At 27.4% G+C, this 4681-nt stretch carries 3 protein-coding genes; all 3 read left to right on the forward strand.

The features are described from left to right. Window positions 1-680: 680 nt before the first annotated feature. Complete coding sequence (locus tag ACI32A_RS09635) at window positions 681-1496, forward strand: hypothetical protein (protein ID WP_439754847.1); 816 nt, start codon at window positions 681-683, stop codon at window positions 1494-1496. 85 nt (window positions 1497-1581) lie between these two features. Further along, window positions 1582-3252, forward strand: a complete 1671-nt coding sequence (locus tag ACI32A_RS09640) for a DEAD/DEAH box helicase family protein (RefSeq protein ID WP_439754848.1) — start codon at window positions 1582-1584, stop codon at window positions 3250-3252. Window positions 3253-3336: 84 nt separating this feature from the next. Continuing rightward, the gene (locus tag ACI32A_RS09645) at window positions 3337-4551 is read left to right on the forward strand and encodes an Eco57I restriction-modification methylase domain-containing protein (RefSeq protein WP_439754849.1); all 1215 of its coding nucleotides are present in this window, start codon (window positions 3337-3339) and stop codon (window positions 4549-4551) included. Window positions 4552-4681: the final 130 nt, after the last annotated feature.

Here is a 4681-nt window from a genome sequence, read left to right on the forward strand (position 1 = left end):
CGTAACCAAACTTTTACAATCCATTCAAGTTCTGTAAACTAAGTTTTACAGAACTTAGGGTTACCAAGAGCCAAACAAATAAGTATATTTAAATCATCAAAATAAACAAATAAATCAAATCAGAAAGGATAAATAAAATATGAAGAATAAGTCTTTCAAGACTCCTAAGAAGTTCGACTTTGTAATGAGCGCTAACATGCCGGTTCGATTCGGAAAGACGTCTAAGATGGTTAACCATCTTTTGCAGAGTTGTGACAGTGCAATCTTTTATGATCCTGCATCCAGCAGACTTTATCAGAAGATTGGCCGTTGCTTGATCAAATGATCGAACATGTAGAATAGTTGTTATCTCCTTAAAGAAAAGGTCGGTGAGAAATCACTGACTTTTTTGTATAATTTTGTTTACAATTGTTAATTATATAAAGATCACCAGAAACGCTCTCTGGAGGCTTTTTTATGGACCCGTATATCTATATCCATAGGTCAAAAAGATGCTCCAGAATGTCCAGAAAGCGCAAAAAAGACCTGCTTTTATGTAGGTTTTCTTTTGTGATAAGATTTGTAAACGTCTTTTTACAAAAAGATAAACAAAGTAAACATCTTTTTACATAAAATAGGGGTTTACAAGATCCAAATATAGGTATATTTAAACTATAATTAACTTTAATAAGGAAATGAATATGGCGCGTTTTAAATTAAACAAAAATGATTTTGAAAAATATTTCAAAGGATTAATGTATGATACTGCCTTCTCTATGAATGGTAATATAGACCTTCTTTTAGAAAATAAAATTTTTAATTATACAAATTATTTTGTAGAATTTTTTAAATATATGGATGAACATTGTTCTGATAAGAATACAGAATATAAAAATACACCATATTTACGAAATAAAATTAATGAATTTGGCGACAAATTCAAAGACGATTATTTTAATGCTTTTAACAAAACTAAAAATAATATTTTAAAAAATTATAATGAATTCGAACGAAAGGAAAAAGCTGAAGAATTGAAAAAGAAATTTTGTGGCAATTTGCTAGAAATTATTAATGGTTTTTATGCGATTGATTTTACTATTATTGAAGGATTTGAATTTGATACTTGGTGTAATAATACAGAAGACGATTTTATGGGTGTAGATGGTATTTTGAGGCGTTCTTGTGATAAGAAAATTAAAATACCAATGAATACAAAACATAGTAATTGGAATGAAATTAATAAGTTTGCCCCATTTCAAAAGTTGGGTAATTGGGTAAAAACATATTCGTTTGACAAATTAAATGATGAAGATACTTTAACTATGAAACATTTACCATATCATGGTATTATTTTTACAGACAATGATAGTAGTGATTTTTCTGCTGAAAAGTTTCCAAAAGTTTACATTGTAAATGATATTACACTATGTAAAAATTTGGGTAAATATGGCCGAAATATTGGTAATGTTGAAATTTGGAAACATTGGTATAAAATTGTAAAAAAAGTTTTACAATAAAAAAGGTTTACAAAGAATCCAAAATAACTATATTTTACTTGTTAAAATAAAACAAACAGTTTAACTATTAAAAAGGAAAATAAAAATGACTAAAAAGAAATTCGATGTCGCCACGGTCAACAAAATAGTTGAAAAATTTGAAAGATTTGTAATGAAATATAAACATAAAGAGCCTCGTAAGTGTCAAATTGCGGCTATTCGAGCTTTCTATACTGGTTATTATAAGCATTTTCATTTTCTGTTTAATATGTGTTGTGGTTCAGGTAAAACTATAATTGCAGCATTTCTTATTTTTATGGAAATTGTTGAATGTAACAAGAACCATAAATTTGCTAGAACTATGATTGCTTCGCATCGTTTATTGCTTAATAAACAGTTGGTTAACATTGTTAATGATGCACTCAGATCTAATAAAATCACAAATGTAAAGTGGTTTAATCTCTCTTCTGCTACTATTAAAATTAATGGTATTATTGCTGCTCCTTTTAAGAAAACTAGTATTAAGACAATTATGAATTGTGAAGAACATGTGATTATTATTGCATGTGCTGCATCTGAAAAGAAACACTTCAAAGAAATGAATACTGATACTATGGAAAATATCTTTAATGAACTTCTTGAAGAAAAATCTCAAATGATTGCTGATAATACTAAAACAAAGTTTCTTAATCTTATTATTCAGGATGAAATACATAAAGATATTCCTGCAAAGATTTTGAACAATTTTGCTTCTATTTCAGAAAAAGTTATTGGTTTTTCTGCTACACCAAATAAGAAAATTATTGAATGGTTTGGAAATGAAAACATTTTTGAATATTGGTTTTGTCAGGCACTTCTAGATGGCATTGTTGTAAAAGGAAAACTCTATATTGCAAAGACGAAAGCAAAAAGATTGAAGAATAAAGAAGCAACATATATTATTGAATGTTTTGAACATTTAAAGAAAGAATGTAAGACAATGAGACTGATTCCTGTATTTTTGAATTATTTTTCTTCTGTAGATAATCTTATGTCTTATGCAAAGACCATCAATAAGAAATATGGTGATACAGTAGATGTAGCTGTGTTCGCATCTTATAAGGAAATTATTGATGAAAAAAATGGCAAGAAAACTGAAATTCAATGTGAACTTAATGGCAACCCAATGTCTAAAGATGAACTTTTGGAATATTGTCAAAAGAGAGATGATAATAGTAAACCTCTTATTATTCTTTCTGCTTTTATGATTGTTGAAGGCATCGATATTCCTTCTATTAATGGCGTTGGCATTTGGTGCGAAAAGAATGACGCCAATATGTTCCAGGCAGCTTGCCGTGGATGTCGTACTGACAAGGACCATCCTAATAAAACACATTTTTACATTTATACTTCCGAAGATCTAGCTACTGATACAGATGATTTCTTGACTAAACTTTACAATGGTTTTAATGGTCAACTTGATTTTGGTGATGGACAAGATGATTGTAAGGGTACTGGCAAGAATGGTGACAATTCAATGAAAAATACACAAGATGGTTTTGTAGTTGTTCCTGCTAGTGCAGTTAAGACAATGTCTGCAATTATTAAAGAAGTTAAGATTGCATATCAAAATAATATGCAAGAAATTAATAATGAAAAAGATTATAAAAACATCGAAAAAACTGTCTTAAAGGAAGCTACGAGTAATGATGCTTTTTGTGTTATGTTACAATTTGTAAATGCTCCTGGTTTTGATTTAAATCGTTTAACTGATGCTATAGATAAGTATTATAAGTAAACAAAATTTTACAAAAAGAAGGGTTTACAAAACCCTTCTTTTTATTATATTTTACTTGTTAAAAATTTAAAAAAGGCAACTATTATGTTACATGAAGAAAAATCAACTGAAGAATTTAAAAATATTGATATTTGGCGAAATACTAGAGATAATTCTATTAATAAAGTATGTTTAGTTATTCGTGATTTTTTGACTGCATCTGTAATGGCTCTACACAATGAAGTATATTATATTACAGATGATGAAGATAAATTTAATATGTTTAATCGACATGTAATAAATAGTGTAAATTATGGCCTTAATGATAAGGCTTCACTAATTAAAGATACCAAGGATTGGTATAATATTCTTGAATTTATTGATAAAAATTTTGGAAAAAATATTATGTTTGATATAATTATAGGAAATCCACCTTACGGTTCAAATAGAGATAGTAATCCCAACATTCATTATATAATAGCTGAAAAATTAAATAAAAAATTTAATGAGAAAATGATTCTCATTATGCCGCATCGTGTTTTGTATGCTACATCTAATAAGTTTGATCATTTCAAAAAGCAGTTTAATAATGTATCTAATATTATTGAAGTAGATTCAAAAGAATATTTTAAAGATACGAATATGGAAGATGATGGTGTTTTTGTTTTTGAAAATCATATTCCTAAAGAACTTGTTGTTACATACAAAAACAACGAAGTTAAAACTTTTAAAAATTTATTAAATGCAAATTCAATTTTCAGTAATTTTGAAATTAAATTTATGGAAAGACTCTATAATGAAAAACCAAATTATAATCCATATAGACCTTGTCGACAAGAAGATAAAACAGTAAAATTTAATGAGCATTTTTGTTCTCGTTTTACTATAAAGGACAAATATTTTGTATGTAGTAATTTGGCTAATGGTGCAATAGATGGTCGCTTTTTCCCAAAGAAAGAAGCTTCTGTAATTGTTACTGATATTTTAAAATATTTGAATCAACAAAATGATTATGCTTGTAAAGTAATTTCTTCTTATAATACTAAAATAGAAGCTACTAATTATGTAAATGCTTTAAAAAGACCGTTAATGCGTTTTGGATTAATAAAAATGCAAACTGACCAAAATATGACTACCCGTTGCTATCAGTATATTCCAGATATTAATTGGAGTGATTCTAAGACTCTAACAGATGAAGGTATTCTTGAAATGGTTGGATGTAGTAAAAAAGAAGCAAAAGAATTTGCTAAATATGCAAAAGATTATGTGGAAAAATTTGATAAAGAATATAAACCAAAAACAAAGAAAAAGAGTAAGTAATGACTATATAAAACTAAATAGTTTTCATTTGTAAACATCTTTTTACATAAAATGAAAAAGATGTGTAAAGTAAACAAAATTTTACAAAAAGAAGGGTTTCCAAGACCCTTCTTTTTTATTATATTTTACT

Source organism: Floccifex sp. (assembly GCF_051873555.1).
GTDB lineage: Bacteria > Bacillota_I > Bacilli_A > Erysipelotrichales > Erysipelotrichaceae > Floccifex.

What these genes read in the sequence shown, in the direction of transcription:
- ACI32A_RS09635 (WP_439754847.1), top strand. Translation starts at nt 681, where the DNA reads ATGGCGCGTTTTAAATTAAACAAAAATGATTTTGAAAAATATTTCAAA.
- ACI32A_RS09645 (WP_439754849.1), top strand. Translation starts at nt 3,337, where the DNA reads ATGTTACATGAAGAAAAATCAACTGAAGAATTTAAAAATATTGATATT.
- ACI32A_RS09640 (WP_439754848.1), top strand. Translation starts at nt 1,582, where the DNA reads ATGACTAAAAAGAAATTCGATGTCGCCACGGTCAACAAAATAGTTGAA.